General features: G+C 73.2%; 14 protein-coding genes. 5 read left to right on the forward strand and 9 right to left on the reverse strand.

Translation table 11 applies throughout. The annotated features are described in order from the left end of the window. Positions 1 to 37: 37 nt before the first annotated feature. From ACLJPY_RS00590 to ACLJPY_RS00600, 3 genes are all read right to left on the reverse strand, one after another. Entirely contained in the window at positions 38 to 586 is a 549-nt protein-coding gene (locus ACLJPY_RS00590; RefSeq protein WP_410585965.1) for a type 1 glutamine amidotransferase domain-containing protein, read from the reverse strand. 1 nt (position 587) lies between these two features. After that, positions 588 to 1,742, reverse strand: a complete 1,155-nt coding sequence (locus ACLJPY_RS00595; protein WP_410585966.1) for a glutathione-independent formaldehyde dehydrogenase — start codon at positions 1,740 to 1,742, stop codon at positions 588 to 590. A 254-nt stretch (positions 1,743 to 1,996) separates the two neighbouring features. Further along, the gene (locus ACLJPY_RS00600; RefSeq protein ID WP_410585967.1) at positions 1,997 to 2,422 is read right to left on the reverse strand and encodes a hypothetical protein; all 426 of its coding nucleotides are present in this window, start codon (positions 2,420 to 2,422) and stop codon (positions 1,997 to 1,999) included. A 267-nt stretch (positions 2,423 to 2,689) separates the two neighbouring features. On the opposite strand from ACLJPY_RS00600, the gene ACLJPY_RS00605 reads away from it, so the two are divergent. The 3 genes from ACLJPY_RS00605 to ACLJPY_RS00615 all read left to right on the forward strand — a co-directional run bounded on the left by ACLJPY_RS00605 (position 2,690) and on the right by ACLJPY_RS00615 (position 6,318). After that, on the forward strand, positions 2,690 to 2,971 hold the full coding sequence (locus ACLJPY_RS00605; RefSeq protein WP_410585968.1) for a hypothetical protein: 282 nt from the start codon (positions 2,690 to 2,692) through the stop codon (positions 2,969 to 2,971). 177 nt (positions 2,972 to 3,148) lie between these two features. After that, positions 3,149 to 4,516, forward strand: coding sequence for a PP2C family protein-serine/threonine phosphatase (locus ACLJPY_RS00610; RefSeq protein ID WP_410585969.1), 1,368 nt, complete (start codon positions 3,149 to 3,151; stop codon positions 4,514 to 4,516). Positions 4,517 to 4,710: 194 nt separating this feature from the next. Further along, positions 4,711 to 6,318, forward strand: a complete 1,608-nt coding sequence (locus ACLJPY_RS00615; RefSeq protein WP_410585970.1) for a purple acid phosphatase family protein — start codon at positions 4,711 to 4,713, stop codon at positions 6,316 to 6,318. Between the two features lie 55 nt (positions 6,319 to 6,373). On the opposite strand, the gene ACLJPY_RS00620 is transcribed toward ACLJPY_RS00615, so the two are convergent. Next, positions 6,374 to 8,650 carry an ATP-binding protein gene (locus ACLJPY_RS00620; protein WP_410585971.1) on the reverse strand — a complete coding sequence of 759 codons (2,277 nt, stop codon included), beginning with the start codon at positions 8,648 to 8,650 and terminating at the stop codon, positions 6,374 to 6,376. Between the two features lie 185 nt (positions 8,651 to 8,835). On the opposite strand from ACLJPY_RS00620, the gene ACLJPY_RS00625 reads away from it, so the two are divergent. Then, positions 8,836 to 9,912, forward strand: a complete 1,077-nt coding sequence (locus ACLJPY_RS00625; protein ID WP_410585972.1) for a helix-turn-helix domain-containing protein — start codon at positions 8,836 to 8,838, stop codon at positions 9,910 to 9,912. Positions 9,913 to 10,207: 295 nt separating this feature from the next. Here the strand turns inward: ACLJPY_RS00625 and ACLJPY_RS00630 are convergent, their stop codons facing one another. Together ACLJPY_RS00630 and ACLJPY_RS00635 are read right to left on the reverse strand one after the other, a co-directional pair. Then, on the reverse strand, positions 10,208 to 10,648 hold the full coding sequence (locus ACLJPY_RS00630; protein WP_410585973.1) for a YybH family protein: 441 nt from the start codon (positions 10,646 to 10,648) through the stop codon (positions 10,208 to 10,210). A gap of 76 nt (positions 10,649 to 10,724) precedes the next feature. After that, on the reverse strand, positions 10,725 to 11,309 hold the full coding sequence (locus ACLJPY_RS00635) for a TetR family transcriptional regulator (protein ID WP_410585974.1): 585 nt from the start codon (positions 11,307 to 11,309) through the stop codon (positions 10,725 to 10,727). A 103-nt stretch (positions 11,310 to 11,412) separates the two neighbouring features. On the opposite strand from ACLJPY_RS00635, the gene ACLJPY_RS00640 reads away from it, so the two are divergent. Further along, positions 11,413 to 12,453 carry an NAD(P)-dependent alcohol dehydrogenase gene (locus ACLJPY_RS00640; protein WP_410585975.1) on the forward strand — a complete coding sequence of 347 codons (1,041 nt, stop codon included), beginning with the start codon at positions 11,413 to 11,415 and terminating at the stop codon, positions 12,451 to 12,453. A 12-nt stretch (positions 12,454 to 12,465) separates the two neighbouring features. Here the strand turns inward: ACLJPY_RS00640 and ACLJPY_RS00645 are convergent, their stop codons facing one another. The 3 genes from ACLJPY_RS00645 to ACLJPY_RS00655 all read right to left on the reverse strand — a co-directional run bounded on the left by ACLJPY_RS00645 (position 12,466) and on the right by ACLJPY_RS00655 (position 19,334). Further along, positions 12,466 to 13,434, reverse strand: a complete 969-nt coding sequence (locus ACLJPY_RS00645; protein WP_410585976.1) for a hypothetical protein — start codon at positions 13,432 to 13,434, stop codon at positions 12,466 to 12,468. Positions 13,435 to 13,454: 20 nt separating this feature from the next. Further along, the gene (locus ACLJPY_RS00650; RefSeq protein ID WP_410585977.1) at positions 13,455 to 14,285 is read right to left on the reverse strand and encodes a helix-turn-helix transcriptional regulator; all 831 of its coding nucleotides are present in this window, start codon (positions 14,283 to 14,285) and stop codon (positions 13,455 to 13,457) included. 78 nt (positions 14,286 to 14,363) lie between these two features. Then, the gene (locus ACLJPY_RS00655) at positions 14,364 to 19,334 is read right to left on the reverse strand and encodes an RHS repeat-associated core domain-containing protein (RefSeq protein WP_410585978.1); all 4,971 of its coding nucleotides are present in this window, start codon (positions 19,332 to 19,334) and stop codon (positions 14,364 to 14,366) included. Between the last annotated feature and the right edge of the window lie 36 nt (positions 19,335 to 19,370).

A 19,370-nucleotide genomic window follows, 5' to 3' on the forward strand; every position in this document is an offset into this window, starting at 1 on the left:
GACGGTGGCCGGCCGCGGCGGCTGTTGCGGCCTAGGCCTACGAGGCGTTGCCGAACTCCTGCACGATGCGCTCGCAGAAGGCCGGCAGGTCGTCGGGCGACCGGCTCGTGGTGATGTTGCCGTCGGTGACGACCGGTTCGTCCACCACCTCGGCCCCGGCGTTGCGCAGGTCCGTGCGCACGCTCGGCCACGACGTCAGCCGGCGGCCCCGCGCGACGTCGGCCTCGACGAAGTTCCACGGGCCGTGGCAGATCGAGGCGACCGGCTTGCCCGACCGGACGAAGTCCCGGACGAACCGCACCGCGGCCGGTTCCATGCGCAGCTTGTCCGGGTTCACCGTCCCGCCCGGCAGGAGCAGCGCGTCGAAGTCGTCGAGCGACACGTCGCCGACCAGCTGGTCGACTGGGAACGTGCCGGCGTCTTCGAGGTCGTGGTCGCGTGCCTGGATCTCGCCGCTCGCGATGGAGACGACGACGGTACGGGCGCCCGCGTCGTCCAGCGCCTGCCGCGGCTGCGCCAGCTCGACCCGCTCCACCCCGTCGGCCGCGAGGATGGCGACCCGGCGTCCGGCCAGCTCTCCGGCCACGTCAGGCTCCCGTCCCGGCCGGGTGCAGGACGACCTTCGTCCAGCCCTCTTCCCGCTTGTCGAAGTGCTCGTAGGCCTCCGGCGCACGGTCGAGGGGCAGCTCGTGGCTGACGATGAACGACGGTTCGGCCTTGCCCGCGGCGATCAGGTCGCGCAGCTGCCGGTTGTACTTCTTGACCGGCGCCTGGCCGCTGCCGATGTGCTGGCCCTTGAACCAGAACATGCCGTAGTCGAAGGCGAGTTTGCCCTGCTTGGCCAGCTCGTCCGAGCCCCCGGGGTCCTGGGGCACGAAGACGCCGACGTTGCCGATCTTGCCGGTGAAGCGGACCGAGGCGACCAGCCGGTTCATCGTCAGGTTGGCCTGCTCCTGGCCGTCGGGCTCGTGCGCCTGGTAGCCGACGCACTCGCAGCCGTTGTCCGCGCCCAGCCCCATCGTCTCGTCCAGCACGGCCTGCACCGGGTCGACCTTCGAGTCGTCGATGGCGATCGCGCCGATCGATTCGGCCAGCCGCAGCCGGTCGGCGTGCCGGTCGACGACCATGACCTTGCTCGCGCCCCGGATGGTCGCCGACAGGGCGGCCATCAGCCCGACCGGGCCGGCGCCGTAGATGACCGTCTGGTCGCCGGGCCGCACACCGGCCATCTCGGTGGCGTGGTAGCCGGTGGGGAAGATGTCGGCGAGCATCACGTAGTCGGTCTGGCGCTGCTCGGCGTCTTCGCCCAGCCGCAGGCAGTTGAAGTCGCCCCAGGGCACGCGCAGGAGCTCGGCCTGTCCGCCGGCGTACGGGCCCATGTCGGCGAAGCCGTACGCGGCACCGGCCAGCTTCGGCTCGGGCTGGGCGGTCAGGCAGTAGTTCGTCAGCTGCTGCTCGCAGTTCTTGCAATGCCCGCACGCGATGTTGAACGGCAGGACGACCCAGTCGCCCACCTGGACCTTGTCGATCCCGGCGCCGACCTCGACCACCTGGCCCAGGTTCTCGTGCCCGAACGAGCGGCCGGTCTCGAAGTCGGTCCGGCCCTCGTACATGTGCAGGTCCGACCCGCAGATGTTCGCCGAGGTGACCTGCACCAGGACGTCGGTCGGCCGCTCGATCTTCGCGTCCGGCACGTCCTTGACACTGACCTGCCGCGGCCCGTCGTACACCACTGCTTTCACCACTGCCTCCTGGTTGTGGACGTCCCCTCGGGGGGCCGAATGTCCCTCGACGACCCCGATAAACGACCGCCGCTCGGAAGTGGTCCGGGAACCGACGCCCGTGAGCGGGTCATCCGGTCGGGGCCGGTGCGGTGGCGACCGCGCGCCGAGCAGGAGCTGGCCCTCCCCGGCCGACCGTCCTTTTCGAGTGACGGTTCCCAGGACAGGACGCCGGAGCCGATCACCGCGAGCTCGCCGTGCGCCCGGCGACGGGGTCACCGGGGGCCCCAGCCCTCCTCGTCGTGGAGCCGCCGTTCGAACCACCACGGCGACGTGCCGAACGGGTCGGGCAGCGTCTGCGCCAGGTACCGGCGGTCGACCCGGGCCAGTTCGGCGCCGATCAGCGCCCGCTCCCGGCGCGGCAGCTCACCCAGCTTCCGGGCGAGCTCGGCCCGCGTGGTGACCGGATCGCAGCCGGGACAGGTGCAGATCGGCTTCGCGAGCCGGAAGGGCGGCCGCGTACCGAACCTCCAGTAGTCGAGCAGCTCGAGGATGGAGCCGGGCCGCAGCCCGGCGTCCGCTTCGGCGAAGGCGAGCTGCCGCTGCGCGCGCCGGGACAGCCGGGGGATCTTCGCCGGCGGCGGCCCGGCGACGACGAGCCGCCGGGTGCGGCGCAGGCTTCCGGGGCGTCTACGCGGCATGGCCCTTTCGGTGCGCAGTCATGCGGCCATGATCCCGGAACGGGACGTGGGTCACCAGGCGGGACCGCCCAGTCGTCCTCGTCTTCGAGGTTCGAGCCCATCGCCCCGGTGGTCGAGCCGGGGACCGCTCGCCGGGAGAAGCGCGGACGCACTGCCCGGCCGCCTGGCCCGTGACCTCGGCGAGGAGACGTCCTGGCGCGTCGAGCACAAGACTGGACAGCGCCGGGCCGCGCGTTTGCCGTCCGGGTTCGCGGGTACCGCCGTGCCATGACCGAGAAGGACGATACGACGACCGACCTGCGTGCCGAAGAGTTCGATCGCGCCGCGGTGGAGACGGTGCTGGCGGCCGGTGACTGGGCCGGCTGGGACGACCTGCTCGAGTGGCTGCGCACCGACGGCCCCGGCGTCCCGGAGCTGGCCCCCGGTGCGCTGCGCGGCATCCGCCAGGACGCCGAACGGGCCTGCGCCAAGGGATTCCCCCTCCCCCGCGACCCGGACCACCTCTACGCCGTCCTTCGCGGCCAGCACCGCGCGCGGGCACAGGACTGAAGTCCGAGCCGTGGTGACCACACCACGGCGAGCTCACCATCACCGCCCGCCCGGAAGGCGGCCTGGACGTCGTCGTCCGCATCCCGGCCGCGCTGTAGCGGCTCTGCGGCGATCCGGCCGGTGACCACCACCGCGGCGGCGCCGAGACGGGTCCAGCAGCCAACACCACCAACCCGGGTGAGCGAACTCGACCGGCTGACCGGCGGCAACGGCCGGTCCGGCTCCGTGCGTCCGGCGCGCCTCGGCGGACGGCGCGCACGCCGTCCGGCGTCTTGTGTCGTGGCGGGGTCGGTGGTGTGGTTGGGTGGACTCCGAGTATCGGGGGTGACCGTGGACGGCAGCGTGCTGGGACCGGGCGATGTGCTGGCGGCGGCCGAGACCGCCCCGCCCGTGGAATCCGTCGAGGTCGTCGCGCGCGACCTGGCGAAACGGCTGGGCGCCTTCGACGTGTCCTTCCTGCTGGTCGACCTCGTCGAGGCACACCTGGTGCGGCTGACCTCGACCGCGGTGGACCCGGACGGGCGCGCCCCCGAGCCGGTCGACCTGCCCGACAGCGTCTACGAGCGGGTGCTGCGCACCCAGCAGCCGGCGCGGGAGCAGATCGATAGCGGGGTTCGGGCGGTGCTGCCGGTCACCAACCGCGGCGACTGCGTCGGCGTCCTCGAGGTCACCGTGCCCCTCTACGACGAGGACGTGCTGGCCCAGCTGGCGCAGGCCGCCCACGCGCTGGCCTACGTCATCGTCACCGACCGCCGCTTCACCGACCGCTACCACATCGGCCGGCGCACCACCCCGATGAGCCTGGCCGCGGAGATCCAGCACCAGCTGCTGCCCTCGGCGTCCTGCTGCGAGGCCGCCCAGTTCACCGTCGCCGGCGCCCTGGTGCCCGCCGACGACATCGGTGGCGACACCTACGACTACGCCCTCGACCGCGAGACCCTGCACCTGTCGATCACCGACGCCGCCGGCCACGACGTGGCCTCGGCACTGACCGCGACCCTGCTGGTCGGCGCGCTGCGCGGGGCCCGCCGAGCCGGCCGCGACCTGGCCGGCCAGGCGGCACACGCCAACCAGGCACTGCTCGACCACGGCGGCGAGGTAGCGCTGGCCACCGGCCTGCTGCTGCGGGCCGACCTGCAGACGGGGCGGGTCGAACTGGTCAACGCCGGACATCCCCCACCCCTGCTGCTGCGCGACGGCGAGGTGAAGCCGATCGAGCTGGACTCCGACCTGCTCTTCGGCGTCCGGCCGTACCGGTACCGGGTGCACCGGCTGGACCTGCGCCCCGGCGACCGGCTGGTGCTGCTCACCGACGGCATGTTCGAACGCGACGCCGCCGGCGCCGACCTGCCCGCCCTGATCCGCCGGACCGCGGGGTTGCACACCCGAGAGCTGGTCCGGGCCGCCACCACGGCGGTGACGCGCGCGACCCGCGGCCACCCGCAGGACGACGCCACCGTGCTGTGCCTGGACTGGCACGGGATCGACCGCACCGAACGCCAAGCCGACAACGGCGCCGACACCGACACCGCCTCGCCCGCCTAGCTCCGTGGACGACTGAACGCGCCGCTGAGATCTTCCTCGGCACCGCTGATCCCGGCCGGATCCGCGAGCCGGGCCGGGCGGCGCACCTCGGTAAAACCGCCTTGACCAGCTCTTGGGGAATTCCGGCGGAGCTCGACGGCTGCTGTTCGTCTCGGTGTCGCGAACCGGGCACGTGCGTCGGCGAGCATCCGCACATGGAAATCCCCAGAGTCGGCGTCCCCGACGCGCTGGCTGCCCGCCTCAGCATGGCCGAGCAGCACGAGTTCCTGTCCCGTCGATCGCTGCTCAAGGGGGCGGCGGCGACCGGCGCGCTGCTCGCCGCCGGTCCGCTGCTGCTGCCCGGAGCCGCCTACGCCGACGGCGCGAAGGTCGTCCCCGCCGGCCGGCACCTCGCGTTCGGGCGCAACCCGCGCACCGACGTCCGGGTCGCCTGGCAGGTGCCCACGCGGGTGAAGAACCCGTTCCTGCGCGTCGCCGAGCACCGGGACCGGCGCGGGATCCAGTGGGGCCACCGGATCCCCGCCGAGACCCGGGCCCTGCACTCCGAAGTCGCCGGCGTGATCGCGCCGTACGACCAGTACTACCTGCACGCCGAGGCGTGCGGCCTCGCGCCGGGCCGCACCTACACCTACGCCGTCGGCCACGACGGGTTCGACCCGGCCAAGGGCGATGGCGGCGCCGCCGCGATCTCGACGTTCACCACCGCGCCCGCACGCGGCTTCCCGGCCGGCAAGTTCACCTTCACCGCGTTCGGCGACCAGGGCGTCTCCACCACGGCACTGGCCCAGGACGGCGCCGTGGCCAAGCAGAACCCGCGGTTCCACCTGCTGGCCGGCGACATCGCCTACGCCGACCCGAGCGGCGCCGGCCTCCCGCCGGGCGCGGTCTCCGACAGCGGCCACGACCTGTTCGACCCGAAGGTCTGGGACGCCTACTACAACCAGATCGAGGGCGTCGCGGCGTCGGTGCCGTGGATGGTCACCACCGGCAACCACGACATGGAGGCGCTGTACTCGCCCGACGGCTACGGCGGCCAGACCGCGCGCTGGGACTTCCCCGGCAGCGGGCCCGCCGAGTGCCCGAGCGTGTACTCGTTCATCTACGGGAACGTCGGCGTGATCTCCCTCGACGCCAACGACGTCTCCTACGAGATCCCCGCGAACCTCGGCTACTCCCGTGGCTCGCAGACGGCGTGGCTCAAACGACGCCTGCGCTACCTGCGGCTGCAGCCGGACGTCGACTTCATCGTCGTGTTCTTCCACCACTGCGCCTACTCGACGACCAACCAGCACGCGTCCGAGGGCGGCGTGCGCGAAGAGTGGGTGCCGCTGTTCGACCAGTTCCACGTCGACCTGGTGGTCAACGGCCACAACCACATCTACGAGCGCACCGACGCCCTGCGCGGCGGCCGCGTCACGCGCAAGGTCGCGATCGGCGACACCGTCGACCCGGACCGCGACGGCACGGTCTACGCGACCTGCGGAGGCGGCGGCCGGAGCGTCTACAGCTTCCCGGTCCCCGACACCTTCGACGGCGAGTTCACCTCCTACCACTGGGTGCGGGGCGGCGGGAAGGAGACGGAGACCGTCGGCTGGTCACGCGTGCGCTACACCGGCTACTCGTTCCTGGCGATCGACGCCGAGCCGGCCTGGTTCGGACGGAAGACCACGCTGACCGTGCGCACGCTGCGCAACGACGGCGCGGAGATCGACCGGTTCACGCTGCGCCGCACCGCGGGGCTCCACACGGCGGCAGCGCACTTCGCCACCTCCGGCGTCGGCGCCGATCCCGGCGACGCCTGAGCCTGACGTCGTGGCCGGGCGGACACGCCTGCCCGGCCACGGCGGGCCGAGCCGATCACCTCGGCCCGCTCCGAGCGCCGAGCCGCTCATTGACCCAAACCGCCACCTGGGTCCGGTTCGCGAGGTCCAGCTTGTTCAAGATGTGCTGCAGGTGGGTTTCCGCGGTCCGCTGGGCGATGACCAAGCGGACCGCGATCTCGCGGTTGCTCAGCCCGGTCGCGACCAGCCGGGCGATCTCCGTCTCGCGGCGGGTCAGCGGCGGCAGCACCGCGTGATCTGCGGGCGCCTGATCCGCCGGGGGCGCGACCGCCAGGATGTCGTGCGGGTTCAGCGCGCGCCCCTCGGCGAACGCCGCCTCGAACCGCGCGTCGCCGAGTGCGTCCCGGGTGGCCGCCAGCAGCTCGCGGTGGGCCAGTGACACGGCGATGTCCGGCTCGGCGCCGCAGCGGTCCCACAGCGTCGCCGCCGTGCCGAACAACCTCGCCGCGGCCGGCCAGTCTTCGCGCTTCGCCGATGCCCAGGCCAGCCCGTCCACGCGGTACGCCGCCGACAGCACGTCCGGCCCGCGCAGGTCGATCTCCAGCGCGTGGCGCATCGCGCGTTCCCCGACGCCGAGGTCACCGCCGAAGAAGATCTCGACCGTGCCCAGCCCGAACAGGGCCATGGACCGGTAGGCCTGGTCCGTCGCCGATGCGCACACCTGCAGCATCTGCTCCAGCAGCCGCCGGGCGCCGGCCAGGTCGCCGCGGTACGCCGTGGCCACCGCCTGGATGAACATCGGGTGCAGCTGCTCGCGGGTGGCGCCCCGCGCGCGGAAGAGCCGCACGGCCTCGGCCGCGTTCTCCAGCGCGTGCGGCTCGACCGCGATCAGCGCCACGAAGGCCCGGACGTGGTGGACGTAAGGCAACGCGGCCGCGTCGCCGTCGGCTTCGGCGAGCTTCAGCCGGTGCCGGGCGGCGTCCAGATCCGCGTGCAGCGCGGCGCACAGGGCCGCCCGGGCCTGAGCCGTCGCGCGGCCCGGAGCGTCGTCGGCGACGACGGCGAGCGCGCGGTCCAGCCACTCCCGGATCTCCGACGCCGCGCCCCGGGCCATCCAGTACTCGATCACGCCGCTCGCCATCCGGAGCGCGACCGCGGCCTCTTCCGGGTCGCGCAGCGACCAGGAAAGCGCCGCCCGGACGTCCGCGTGCCGTTCGGAAAGGCAAGTGAACCAGTCTTCGCGCCGGGGGCCGAACCACTCGGCGTCGGCCCGCTCGAGCAGCCGCGCGTGGTGGTCGCGGTGCCGGCGGGCCACCGCCTCGGCGCTGCCGGTGGCGGCCAGCCGTTCGTGGCCGAACTCGCGCAGGGCCTCCAGCATCCGGTAGCGGGCGCCGGCCGCACCCGCGACGCGCAGCAGCACCGACTTGTCGACCAGGCCGTCCACCGCGTCCAGCACCGCGAAGCCGTCGAGTCCCGCGACCGCGCAGACGTCCTCGGCGGCGGACAGGTCGAACGCGCCCGCGAACACCGAGCAGCACTCCCAGGCCACGCGCTCGTCGCCGGTGCACAGGGAATGGCTCCACTCGATCGTGGCCCGCAGGCTGCGGTGCCGCTCGGGCCGCGACCTCGCCCCGGTGGTCAGCAGCGCGAGGCTGTCCCCCATCCGCTCGGCGATCTGGCCGGGCGAGAGCACGCGGATCCGCGCGGCGGCCAGCTCGACGGCCAGCGGCAGGCCGTCCAGCTGGCGGCACAGATTCACCACTGGCGCCACGTCGGCCTCGGAAAGCCGGAACGACGGCAGCACCTCGGCCGCCCGATCGGCGAACAGCCGCACGGCGGCGTAGCCGATCGCCTCCTCGACGGTCCGGACGTCCTCCGGCGGCACGGCCAGTGGCGCGACCGGCACGATCCGCTCGCCCGCCACCCCGAGTGAACACCGGCTGGTCGCGAGGACCACCAGGTCCGGGCAGTGGCGCAGCAGCACGCCGGCCAGCTCGGCGCAGACGTCGGCGAGGTGCTCGCAGTTGTCCAGCACCAGCAGCGTCCGCCGGTCGCGCAGGTGGGCGAGCAGGGTGGCGCGGGTGGTCCGGGCGGCCGTGTCGTGCAGGCCGAGGCAGTCGGCGAGCGTGCGGGTGACCATGCTGCCGTCCCGCAGCTCGGCGAGGCCGGCCACGACCACGCCGTCGGGGAACGCCCGGGTCACCGAGCCGGCGACCCGGTACGCGAGCCGGGTCTTGCCGACGCCACCGGGGCCGGTCAGCGTGACCAGGCGCGCTTCGCCCAGCAGGCGCCGCACCTGGGCCTGCTCCTCGGCACGGCCCACATAGCTCGTCAGCTCCCGTTGCGCGACCACGCCACCACCCGCCGTCCTCCGGCCCCATCTTGATCGGTCGCGGCGCCGGTGTCCATGTGGCCGAAGGCCCGCTGGGCCGATCGGCCGACACCCGTACGTAGCCGCGATATACGTCTTTTCCTCGACGCGGCCCGCGGGTCCCGCGCACCAGACTCGGGCGCTCCCAGCGACTCCGGAGGTCGACGATGACCATCCCCCAGCCCCTGCCCCGCGGCGCCGAGGCGGTCGTGGCCCGCGCGGTCGTCGCGGGCATCCGGCACGCCGTCCCCGAGCACGCCGCGCTGTTCGACGCGAGCGCCACGGAGTTCGTGGCCGCGTTGCTCGGCGGCGCCCGGACCGGGATCGCCGCCGGCGCGGGCGCTTTCCGCCGTGCCGGCGCCGAGGCGGGCGGCGAGCTCGACCGGCTCTCCCGCGCGTACCAGGCGGCCGGCCGGGGCGCCCTCCCGCTCCTGGCCGAACTCGGCCGCCGGGCGCACCCGGGCGTCCTCGCCGGCGGCGTGGACGCGCTGCTGCGGTGCGTGGACGTCCTGATCCGGCTGTCCACCGAGGGGTTCCGGGCCGCGCAACCGCGGTCCGCCGCGGACCTGCGCCGGGACCTGCTGCGCGAACTGCTGGCCGGCCGGCCGTGGACCGAGCTGGCCGTTCGGGCGAAGTGGACCCCGCCCGAGCGGGTGGTGGCCGTGGTGGTGGCGGCCGGCCTGCGCGTCGCACAACCGGCCTCCGGAATGCTGGCCGACCCGGCCGCCGAGCCGCCGTACGTACTGCTCCCGGCGGACGCCGACCCGGCGCGGTACCTGGGCCACGGCCCGGCGGCGACGGGCCCGGCGGTCCCGCCGGCCGAAGCGGCCACCTCGTTGCACTGGGCCCGCCGGGCGTGGGAGCTGCAGAGCCGCGGCATCCTCCCGGGCGACCGCCTCGTCCGCTGGCCCGAGCACCTGACCACGCACTGGCTGGCCGCGGACGAGCTGCTGACCGGCGCGCTCGCCGCCCGCAGCCTCGAGCCGCTGTCGGACGTATCGGGCACGGCGCGCAGCAGGCTCGCCGAGACCCTCGCGGCGGCCCTCGACGCGCGTGGCGGCGCGCCTGAGGTTGCGGCCCGGCTCGGCATTCACCCGCAGACCGCGCGCAATCGGCTGCGTCGGTTGCGCGCCCTGTTCGGGCCGCGCCTCGACGACCCCGGCGAGCGGCTCAACCTGCGCATCGCATTGCGCGCCGAACGCGTCCTGGCGGCGTCGCCCGAATCAGCGCGGCGAACCGCCTGACCAGCAGGAGCCGAATGGCTTCGCCACAAGCCCACCGATCACCCGCAGACCACGCCTGGCCGGACCCCGCCGAGCGACTCAACCTCCGCATCGCATTGCGCGCCGAGCGCATCCTCACCGCACCAGCCGAACCAGCGCGGCGAACCGCCTGACCAGCCGGAGCCGAATGGCTTCGCCACAAGCCCGCCGGTCACCCGCAGACCACACCTCGACGACCCCGGCGAGCGGCTCAACCTCCGCATCGCGTTGCGCGCCGAGCGCCGCACCACCCGATCCAGCACGGCAAGCCGATCGGTCACTCGCTGCCGGCGGCGGTCAGGACCCGGCTCGAGTTGTGTTCCCGGATGATTCGCCAGCCGGCCGGTGTCCGGCGCCAGACCAGCGAGGTCGTGGTCCGGATGTCCGTGACGGCGTCGGGGGTGGTGATCCGCGCGACGAACCGCAGCGTGGACGCGGCCAGCTCGCCGCCGGTGACCACGTGCGGGCCGTCGTCGACGACGTGCTGGACCGACACCAGCTTCCGGAACGCCGGTTCCCAGATCTCCCCGTACCCGGCGGCGCTCGACGCCACCCGCTGCTGCGGGTCGAAGTCGTCGTAGAGGCGCACGTCCGCGGAGCCGAAGTCGTAGAACTCGCCGAAGGTGCGCCGGAAGTCGAACGGCGGATCTCCTTCGGTGCGCTCCCAGCCGAACACCCACCGCCGGTGCAGGTCCGCGATCTCACGGTTCTCGTCCATGCCACGACGGTAGGCACGCGCCCGGCGGTCGAGAAGGGTGCGTCGCACCCACCCACCGGTTCCTCGGGACGGGGTCTCAGCCCGTCATCACCGCTCGTCGGACAGTCTCCCGCAGCAGGGCGCGGCGTTCGTCGTGCCTCTCCCGGGGTTCGTCCGCCGTCGCCGCGTACACGTTGCTGACCGGTGACCACGCCATCGACATCGCGATCACCACCGCCATCACGTCGAACGGATCACCCGGCCGCACCAGCCCGTCCGCCTGCGCCGCCGCGATCGCGCGCAGCTTTTCGTCGTCGAGCCGGTCGGCCTCCGCGACCAGGTAACCGGCCGGGCGCCGCTCCAGGCGCGCCCACGTGGCCAAGCGGATCAAATCCGGGCGGCGCAGGTACTCGTCGTAGAGGCGCACGGCCCAGTCCGCCAGGTCGGTGGCGTCGATCGGGACGACGTTCACGATCCGTTCCAGCGAAGCGAAGAAGATCGCGTCGAACAGCGCGTCCTTGTTGCCGAAGTAGGCGTAGAGCTGGGCCTTGTTGGTCCGTGCCGCGCTCACGATGCGGTCGATGCGGGCGCCCGCGATGCCGTACTCGGCGAACTCCCGGGTCGCCGCCTCGAGGATGCGGTCGCGAGTGGCGGTGCCGCGGGCAGTCGTCGGGTCGGCCATCGGGTGAGCTTATCAAACAGAACAGTTGGTTTGCTCCTCCGCGGCACCTCGGCTACGGTCAAATAGACCGAACAGTCTGTTTGCCAAAGGAGAAGACATGCGGATGACCACGGGATGGGGCGCGGACGGCGACACCACCGTGCTCCGGCAGGTGCGGGTTCCCCGGCGGAACCTGCGCCCGGACGACATCGCGGTCCGGGTCGGCTACTGCGGGGTCTGCCACACCGACCTCCATTCCCTCGACGCTCACACCGAGGGCCTGCTCGTGCCGGGCCACGAGTTCACCGGGGTCGTGACCGAGGTGGGCTCCGCGGTCACGGCGTTCGCCGCCGGTGACCCGGTCGCCGTCGGCAACATCGTCGACTCGTGTGGTGCCTGCGTCATGTGCGCCGCCGGCCAGGAGAACTTCTGCCGCGAGTTCCCCACCTTGACCTACGGCGGCACCGACCGCCGTGACGGCTCGACGACCTCGGGCGGGTACGCCCGCGAGTACGTCGTCCGCGACCGGTTCGCCTACCCCCTGCCCGCCGGGCTGGATCCGGCGGCCGCGGCGCCGCTGCTCTGCGCCGGGATCACCGTGTGGGAGCCGTTGCGCAGCCTCGACGTCGGGAAGGGCACGCGGGTCGCGGTCGCCGGTCTCGGCGGCCTCGGGCACCTCGCCGTCAAGTTCGCCGTCGCGCTCGGTGCGGAGACGACCGTCATCAGCCGGACCGCGGGCAAAGCCGCCGACGCCCGCCGGCTGGGCGCCGAGGACGTGGTCGTCTCCACGGACGCGGAGCAGCTGGCCGCCGCCCGTGACCGGTTCGACGTCGTGATCGACACCATCTCCGCACCGCACGACCTCGGTCCCTACCTCGGGCTCGTCGCCGTGGACGGGACCCTCAGCCAGCTGGGCCACCTCGGACTCGTCACCGTCCGCACGATGGATCTGCTCGTGGGCCGCAAGAAGCTGACCTCGGCCGGCAGCGGCGGCCGTCCGGCGACCGCCGCCATGCTGGCCTTCTGCGCCGAGCACGGCGTCACCGCCGACGTCGAAGTGCTCCCTTCGGCGCGGGTGAACGAAGCCCTCGACCGGTTGCGGCGCAACGACGTCCGCTACCGCTTCGTGCTCGACCTGGCCGATCTGCCGGAGGCCGCGGCCTGACCAGCGCGGCGGTCACGGCCACAGTCGCGCGAGCAGGAGGTGCGGGTGGTTCGCGGCCAGGTTGGCGCCGTTGGTGACGTAGACCCGGTTCCCGCGAACGGCGACGGCGGTGGTCCCTTCCATGCCGTCCTCCGCGTCGAGCAACGTCTGCCGGGAGCCGTCCGGGCCGACTCGCACCAGCTCGCTCGACTGGTTGATCGCGGCGAGGATCTCGGTGCCCCGGCCGGTGAAGTCGAAGTCGTCGATGCCGGGCAGTCCCGCGGCCCGGACCCGGGCGCGGCCGGCGCCGCCGTTCGCCGCCACCGGGATGCGGACGATGGTGCCGCGGTCGGAGTTGCTCGCCCACACGGCGCCGTCGTGGACCTTCAGGCCGTTGGCGCCGAAGAAGCCGCCGGGCGCCAGTGCCGGGTCCGCCGACCACACGGCGGCCGCGCCACCACCCAGCGGGGCCTGCCAGATGCGCCCGCCGGTGGAGTCCGTGACCAGGAAGCGGTTCCGCTCGCCGTCGATGACCAACGCGTTCGGCATCGTGTCGGCGGGCAACGGCACGACGAGCCGGGGCACCCCGGCGGGACGGAGCTGCCAGATCCCGGTCAGCCCGCCCCGGCCCGAGGTATAGAGGAAGTACACGTCGCCGCGGTCCGACCGGGCGACCCCGGTGACCACGGGTGTCCCGATGACCGGAGTCGTTCCGCCGCCGCCGGGCGGCAGCGGCATGGTGACCAGCACCCGGACCGCCCCGTCCGGCGCGACGCGCACCACCTGGCGGGCGGGGATCATGCCGATGACCGCACCCCCGCCCGGCTCCGGCGCGATGCTCTCGGCGACCTGGCCCGCGGACCGGTCGAAGCGGGCGGCAACACGCACGTCATCCAGGCGGGCGGGGTGCGCGAGCGCGTCCGGCGCGGTGATGGTGGCAGCGAGCAGGGCGGCAACGCCGAGCGTGGCGGTCCGCCGCAATTCGATGGGCCGAAGGGACACCATGGCTTCCTCTCGTCCGGTCAAGGGGTGAGCTGTTCCTGGCCGAGCAGCTCCAGCTGGGCGACCGCGGCGCTGCCCGGCGCCGGTGAGTAGACGATCAGCCTCTGGTCCTGCCGGGCGGTGGCCAGGACGTCGAAGTCGAGCTCGATCAGGCCGGCCGCGGGGTGCAGGATGCGCTTGCGGTCGCTGCGCCGGACCGCGACGTCGTGCCGGGCCCAGAGCCCGGCGAACTCCTCGCTCTCCCCGCGCAACGCCTCGACCAGCGTCACCGCCGCGGGATCGGCGGGACGGGCCGCGAGGGTCGCCCGCAGGTCCGCCACCTGCGCGCGGCTTTCGTGCTCGTGGTCCTCGGCGGGGTAACGCGCGCGCAGGTCCGGGCCGGTGAACCAGCGGTAGGTGCAGCTGCGGGCGAGACCGCGGAACGTCGTCTGCGCACCCAGCAGCGCGTCCGCCATCGGGTTCTGCGCGAGCACGACGTTGAGATCGGAGGCGACCAGCGCGGGCAGGCCCGCCAGCCCGGCCAGCAGCCGCCGGAGGCCGCGGCCGACGTGCTCGTCTCCATCCGGTCGAGGCGGCGCGTGGTGACCGGCGAGGCGGAGGAGGTGGTCGCGTTCGTCGGTCGTCAGCCGCAGCGCGCGCACCAGCGCGGTGAGCAGCGCGACCGACGGCTGCGGACCGCGTCCCTGCTCCAGCCGGGCGTAGTAGTCCGGTGACATGCCGGCGAGCTGGGCGACCTCGCACCGCCGCAACCCCGGCGTCCGGCGCCGGCCGCCGGCCGCGATCCCGGCGTCCGCCGGTCGGAGCGACGCACGCCGGCGCCGGAGGAAGTCCGCGAGTTCGTCCCGTTCCACGGCTTCAGCATGATCTTCGGGCCACGGACCTACCAGGACTCGCCGATACCACCCTGCCCGGTGCCGGTTCGGCGGCCGTTATTCGCCGAGGTTGGGCATCGGCCGGTTCGATCCCCAGTTGATCGGCGGGTCGAACGCGCCGCTGACCGTGTCCAGCTTCGTTCCCTTCGGCGGGAACTCCGGCAGGAAGTTGTCCTCCTTGTTGTGCTGGATGAACTTCTGCACGTCGGGGGTCAGGCCCTTGTACTCGGCGTCGAGCTTGACGTGGTCCCGGATGCCGCGTTCGGCGGGGTTGACGGCGTCCTTCCACTTGACGTTGTCGCTGGCCGTGACCGAGTAGTCCACCTTGAGGTCGTTGGCCTGCTTGCGGAACTCCGCCGGGGTCGAGTTCATCCCCCACTGGTTGATCTTCCGCTGCAGCTCCGCGTCGCTCATGCGGTTGACGGTGTCCTTGAACTGGCCGACCCGGATGTCGGCCTGCTTGAGCTTGTTTTCGAAGTTGCCCGACATCTGGGAGTTCGCCTTGCGGGACAGCGTGGTCATGTTGTCCGCGGTGCCGGAGCCGCCGAGCTCGTTGTTCTTCAGGTGTCCCTTGATGAAGTAGCCCTCGTCGGTGTCGGGCTTGTACCCGGCCTTGTCGTCGTTGCGGAGCTTGTCGAGCTCGGCCCGCAGGCGCGGGTCGAAGTTCGCGTGCTTGGTCGCGTTGAGGTCGTTGACGTCGGTGAGGTGGTTGCCCGCCGGCGTGGTGCCGCCGGGGTACTTCCCCTTGCCGGAGCCGTCGATCGAGCCGCCACCCGACTTCCCGCCGCCTTCCATCACCGTGCGGCCGGAATCGCCGTGCGACTTGTTGGCGTCCCCGGTCAGCGGCGGGTCGTACCGGCCGGTCCGGGGCTTCTTGGTGGCGGAGCCGGATCCGGCCGCGCCGTTGCCGACGCCACCATTGGGGTTCGGGCGCTTCTTCGCGGCCTTCTTGCACGGGGCTGCCGCCTCGAACGTCTCGTCGTCGTCGAGGTACGCGGTCGCGTCGTCGGCGTAGTTGACGACCCTGCCGCTGTTGCGCGTCAGGCCGAGCGGGTCGGCGGCGAGGAACGGGTCCTCGACGTAGGTCTCGGGGTTCAACGCCGGGGTCAGGCCGAGCGGGTCCGGCGAGATGTAGCGGGCGTTGGCCGGGTCGTAGTAGCGGAAGACGTTGTAGTGCAGGCCGGTCTCCGCGTCGAGGTACTGCCCGGGGAACCGCAGCGGGGTCGGCGGGCGGACGCCGGCCGCGGTCAGGCCCCACAGGCTCGTCCGCACCGGGCTGACCGTGCCGTGGTCCGGGCTGACCAGCTCGGTCGGGGTGCCGACCTCGTCGGTGACCACGGCGGAAACCTCGACCCGCCCGTCGGGCAGGGTGCGCGCCTGCGCCACCACCCGGTCTTCGTCGGGGTGGTGGATCCAGGTCAGGGTCTCCACCGGCGCGCCGCCCGCGGTGTGCCGGGCTTCGACCAGGTTCGTGCCGTCCCAGGCGAAATCGACGCGCTCGGCGACCGCGCCCGCGGTGGTCAGGCGTTCCTTGGCGGTACGCCGGTCCAGCGCGTCGTAGCGGTAGCGCCACCGGGTGCCGTCCGGCGTGCGCACCGAGACCAGGTGGTCGTGGGCGTCCCAGCCGAACGTCCAGATCAGGGCCGTGCCGTCCGGCGCGGGCAGGGTCCGCTGGACCAGCCGGCCCTGCGCGTCGTGGACGTAGCGCACCGCACCCGCCGCGGCGAGCACGCCACCGGCGTACTGGCGCGGGCCCGCCTCCGGACCGGTGCCCGGCGAGGAGGAGACCAGGTTGCCGAGCACGTCGTAGGCGTAGCGCTCGGCTCCGCCGTGGTGCAGGACGGCGGTGACGCGGCCGGCGGCGTCGAACTCGTACCGCGCTCCCCCGGCCGGGTCCTCCCGGAAGGCGACGCTGCCGTCCGGGCGCCGGTGGTACCGCGTCGCACCGGCCGACGTGTGCTGCGCGGCGAGCCGGCCCGCCACGTCGAACTCCTGCCGGAGCAGCGGGTTCGCCCCGGCGGACAGGCCGAGCGTGCGACCGGCGGCGTCGAGGTGCAGGGTCAGCTCGGTTTCGGCGATCCGCAGCACCTCGGCGCCGTCCGGGGTCTGTCCCCAGTGGACGTCCACTCCGGACGGGGTGCGCCGGGTCTTTTCCCCGTGGGCGTAGCTGAACGTCGTGGTCCCGGCCGGGGTGGTCTGCCGGGTGACGCGGCCCTCGGCGTCGTGCGTCAGCTCGAGCACGCCGTCCGGACCGGTGGCGTGCACGAGCCGCCCGACCGGGTCGTAGCGGTAGGTCTCGGTGCCCGCCGGGGTGATCCGCTCGGTCAGGTTGCCCAGCGGGTCGTACCGCGATTCCACGGTCTGCCCGGCGGGGCCGGTGAGCCGCACCCGCTGCCCGGCGGCGTCGTACTCGCACCGGGTGACCCGGCCGGCGAAGTCCGTCTGGGAAAGCAGCCGGTCTTCGGCGTCGTAGGTGTACTGCCAGATCTGGCCGGCGGGGTTGGTCACGCCGACCAGCCGCAGCTCGGTGTCGTAGCGGTGGGTGGTGCGCGCACCGGTGGCGTCGATCGTGGCGGTGATCGTGCCCATCGGGCCGTTTTCGGTGCGCACGACCCGGCCCAGCTCGTCGGTGCGGGACGTCTCCGCGTTCTGGCCGTCGAACGTCCACTGCCGCCGGGTCCCGTCCGGGGCGCGGACTTCCCGCAGGGACCCCTCGACCGTCCACGCGTACGCGGTCCGGCCGCCGGCGTGCTCGATCGCCCGCGGCCGCCCGAACAGGTCGGCCTCGACGCGCGGAACGGCGAAGTCCGGCTCGGGTCCGGCGGCGCCGGCCTGCTCGAGGTGCTGGTCGGCGTGGACGCCGAGCGGGTCGGTGTAGGGATCCGGCAGGTTCGGCGCGGTGTAGCGGCGCTGGAAGACGCGCTCGCCGTCGGTCACCTCGATCACCAGCTCGGTGTGGCTGCGCTCGGCGATCACCACCCGGGACCCGTCGGCCCGCAGCACGGCGACGAGCCGTCCCTGGGCGTCGTGCTCGAACTCGGTGCGCCGGCCGAGCGGGTCGGTGCGGGACAGCAGCACGTCGCGCGGCCCCCACTCGCTGCGGGTCACGCCGCCGAGCCGGTCGGTCCGCGCGATCGTGTTGCCGTCCTCGTCGAACTCGTACACCGTCTGCTTGCCGAACGAGTCGGTCACGGTGGTGCGCCGGTCGGCGTAGGCGAGCGCGGCGTCGAGGTAGCCCTGGTCGCCGACGCCCCGCACGCAGCGGCCGTGCTGGTCGTAGACGTAGCGGTACCAGGCGCCGACGTGGTCGGTCCAGCCGGTGATCCGGCCTTCCGCGTCGTGGGTGTAGCGGGCGGGCCGCGGCGAGGAGTTGGCGCGCAGGCTGAGGTGCCCGTGCTCGTCGTAGTCGTAGCGGGCGACGAGGACGTCCCCCGTTTCCGACAGCGCCCGGGCCGCGCGGATCCGGCCGCCGTCGACGTCGAAGGCGATCCGCGCGCCACCGGAGTGGGTGAGCAGCGCGGGCGCGCCGTCGGCGTCGTGCTCCAGCTCGGTGTAGCCCCCGCTCTCGGAGCGGACCTCCTTGAGCAGGAGGAGGCCCGCGTTCCCCTCGGCCGGGACGAACCGGCGCAGGGTGCCGCGGGTGGGGTCTTCCAGGACGTATTCGGTGCCCTGCGCGTACAGCCGGCGCAGCGGGCCCTGCGGGTTGGTGACCGTCCGGCCCGGCGCGGGCACCGGGAACCGCAGGATCATCGCGTCGGCGCTGTAGTAGGTGACGGTCCCCTGGTCGACGGTCAGCCGCTCGTCGACCAGCGACGCCCAGGAGGTCCCGAACCAGCGCCCGGCGCGGTAGGACGAGACGTGGTTGCGGACGATGAGCTGCCCGAGCGGTCCCGGCACGACGAGGTCGCTCTCGGTGACCAGGACGTCACCGGTCTGGACGTCGATCGGGTCGCCGCTGCCCTCCTTGCAGCCCGGCTCCTTGGTCTCGGACGTGTTCCGGTCCGGTCCCTTCGACCCCTCGGAGCCCTTCGCCCCGGCGGACTTGGTCGAGCCGCCGCCCGGCGGGTCGTCGAGGCCGCGCGAGACCGGCGGCGGGTCGTTCTTGGGCGGGTCGTTCTTCGCGGGCGGCGGGTCGTTCTTCGGCGGGTCGTGCTTGGGTGGCGAGTGGTCGCCGGCCGCCGTGGTGGAGTCGTCCCCGCCCTTGCCCTTCGGGCCGCCGATGTCCTTCGGGCCGCTCTTGATGTCGGCGTGCTTCGGCGGCGGCGCGGTCTTGCCCGGCTTGATCTTCCGCAACGCCTTCGCCGCGTCCCCGAACAGGTCCCCGGCCCGCTTCAACAGCGGGATCAGTGCCTTCAACGCGGTGACCAGCCGCTTGACCAGGTCGGCGATCTTCGACGCCGTCTTCGCGACCGCGCCGATCACCTGCGGTACCACCCACGTGAGCCCGATGCCCAGGGTGAACACGACCTGCAGGGCCCAGCTGATCAGGTGGCCGATGAGCTCCGCGATGATGTCCCGGACGAGGGCGCGCACGGCGGCCACGACCTCACCGGCGGTCTTCACCCCGCTGGAGGCGCCTTCACAGCCCTTCTGGGCGGTCTCGAGCAGCGTGACGGTGTCCTGCGCCCGCTGCCGGTAGGTGTCCGCGGCGGCGCCGGTCCAGGAGACCGTGTCGGCCTTGACCATCGCGGTCAGGTCTTCGCCGACGCTGCCCAGCTCGGTGGCGATGTTCTTCCAGGTCTCGGACTGCGCGGCGATCTCGTCGGCGTTGCCGGTCAGCCCGTTGAGCGCCTCCTTGAGCGGCCCGACGTGCTCCATCAGCCAGCCCACCCCGGCGGCGAGGATCGCCCCGAACGGGTCCATCGCCATCGACAGCGCGTCCAGGGCCGTGCCGACGGCACCCATCGCCACGGACGCCCAGTCGCCGCTCTCGATGGCCGACTTCAGGTCGTTCGCCGACTCCAGCAGCGAGATGCCCGAGTACGCCGTCGTCGAGTCCTTGGTCTGCGCGACCAGTGGGTTGCTCATCCGTCCCCCGCCTCAGTCACCTGACTGACCCCGAAG

It is taken from the genome of Amycolatopsis sp. lyj-23, assembly GCF_046549135.1.
Lineage (GTDB): Bacteria > Actinomycetota > Actinomycetes > Mycobacteriales > Pseudonocardiaceae > Amycolatopsis.

What these genes read in the sequence shown, in the direction of transcription:
- ACLJPY_RS00605 (WP_410585968.1), top strand. Translation starts at nt 2,690, where the DNA reads ATGACCGAGAAGGACGATACGACGACCGACCTGCGTGCCGAAGAGTTC.
- ACLJPY_RS00640 (WP_410585975.1), top strand. Translation starts at nt 11,413, where the DNA reads ATGACCACGGGATGGGGCGCGGACGGCGACACCACCGTGCTCCGGCAG.
- ACLJPY_RS00625 (WP_410585972.1), top strand. Translation starts at nt 8,836, where the DNA reads ATGACCATCCCCCAGCCCCTGCCCCGCGGCGCCGAGGCGGTCGTGGCC.
- ACLJPY_RS00635 (WP_410585974.1), bottom strand. Translation starts at nt 11,309, where the DNA reads ATGGCCGACCCGACGACTGCCCGCGGCACCGCCACTCGCGACCGCATC.
- ACLJPY_RS00630 (WP_410585973.1), bottom strand. Translation starts at nt 10,648, where the DNA reads ATGGACGAGAACCGTGAGATCGCGGACCTGCACCGGCGGTGGGTGTTC.
- ACLJPY_RS00600 (WP_410585967.1), bottom strand. Translation starts at nt 2,422, where the DNA reads ATGCCGCGTAGACGCCCCGGAAGCCTGCGCCGCACCCGGCGGCTCGTC.
- ACLJPY_RS00615 (WP_410585970.1), top strand. Translation starts at nt 4,711, where the DNA reads ATGGAAATCCCCAGAGTCGGCGTCCCCGACGCGCTGGCTGCCCGCCTC.
- ACLJPY_RS00655 (WP_410585978.1), bottom strand. Translation starts at nt 19,334, where the DNA reads ATGAGCAACCCACTGGTCGCGCAGACCAAGGACTCGACGACGGCGTAC.